A 1,368-nucleotide genomic window follows, 5' to 3' on the forward strand; every position below is an offset into this window, starting at 1 on the left:
TGATGATGTGACCGCCCCCCGACGGCATCTCTGTGCCAAGGTGGGTCTGCGATGATCCACAACGGAGGACGGTCATGTCGGAGATTATCACGGTCGGGCTCGATCTGGCGAAGAATGTGTTCCAGGTGCATGGGGCGGACGCCGCAGGCGGTGCGGTGCTACGGAAGAAGCTGCGGCGCACGCAGGTGCTGGGGTTCTTTGAGGCTTTGCCGCCTTGCGTCGTGGCGATGGAAGCCTGTGGTGGTGCACATTACTGGGGTCGAGAGATTGGCAAGCTTGGACATGAGGTCCGGCTGATCCCTCCGGCCTACGTGAAGCCCTTCGTCAAACGGCAGAAGAATGACGCCGCCGACGCCGAGGCGATTTGCGAAGCTGCACAGCGTCCGACGATGCGCTTCGTGTCGGTGAAGAGCGAAGAGACCCAAGGGGCGGCGATGGTGTTCCGCGTGCGCGAGTTACTGATCCGGCAGCGCACCCAGGCGATCAACGCCCTGCGCGGTCACCTTGCCGAGTTCGGGCAGGTTGTGCCGCAGGGCGCTGCCAATGCCTCGAAGCTGATCGCCATCGTCGAGGATCCAGAGAGCGGGTTGCCCGCCGAGGCGACAGCCACCCTGCAGGTTCTGATCGGATCCTTGGCGCACCTCGAGGCGCAGATCGGGAGGCTCGATGCCGAGATCTCACGCTGCGCCAAAGAGAACGAGGTCGCCCGACGGCTGATGACGGTGCCGGGCATCGGCCCGCTGATCGCGACGGCCATCGCGACACTTGCGCCGCCTCCCGAGACCTTCCGGAAGGCCCGGGATTTTGCAGCCTGGCTCGGGTTGGTGCCCAGGCAACACTCGACCGGTGGCAAGCAGCGCCTCGGAGCGACGACGAAGATGGGCGAGCGGTCTCTCAGGCGGCTGCTGATCATTGGCGCCAACAGCGTGATCATCAAGCGCCACGTCCATCGTGAAGCTCAACCCGGCACATGGCTGGGGAACATGCTGTCGCGCAAGCCGTCGATGCTGGTGCGTGTCGCGCTGGCGAACAAGATGGCGCGGATTGTCTGGGCTTTGATGGCCCGCGGTGGCGTATACCAGTCTCCGGCCGTGGCAGCGTAAGCAGCCGTCGGTCGCGAGGACGTCGGAGCGGAAGAGGGCAAGGAGCAGTTTGGCGCAACAGTCGTGAGACGGGATCGGGAGAACCAGTGTGCAACAGAGTGCCTTTGAGCACGCGGCTTTGATCTGGACCCGACCTTCGAACACCATACGGGCCCGCGGCATGACCAAGGCCGCATCAGAGGCCGGACACATGTCAGCACCCGGTGACGCGCGGAAAGCAGCTCTGAAATTACCCCTTGCGCAAGGGGCGGTTACACATGTTGCA

1 protein-coding gene is annotated in these 1,368 nt (G+C 64.0%); it reads left to right on the forward strand.

The window, feature by feature from the left end; genetic code table 11:
* Positions 1-74: 74 nt before the first annotated feature.
* Positions 75-1,103 carry an IS110 family RNA-guided transposase gene (locus KNW02_RS20570; protein ID WP_009803435.1) on the forward strand — a complete coding sequence of 343 codons (1,029 nt, stop codon included), beginning with the start codon at positions 75-77 and terminating at the stop codon, positions 1,101-1,103.
* The last annotated feature ends 265 nt before the right edge of the window (positions 1,104-1,368 follow it).

This window comes from Paracoccus marinaquae, assembly GCF_018860165.1.
GTDB classification, from domain to species: domain Bacteria; phylum Pseudomonadota; class Alphaproteobacteria; order Rhodobacterales; family Rhodobacteraceae; genus Paracoccus; species Paracoccus marinaquae.

Excerpts from the sequence above, each read along its gene's own strand:
- KNW02_RS20570 (WP_009803435.1), top strand. The coding sequence starts at position 75 with ATGTCGGAGATTATCACGGTCGGGCTCGATCTGGCGAAGAATGTGTTC.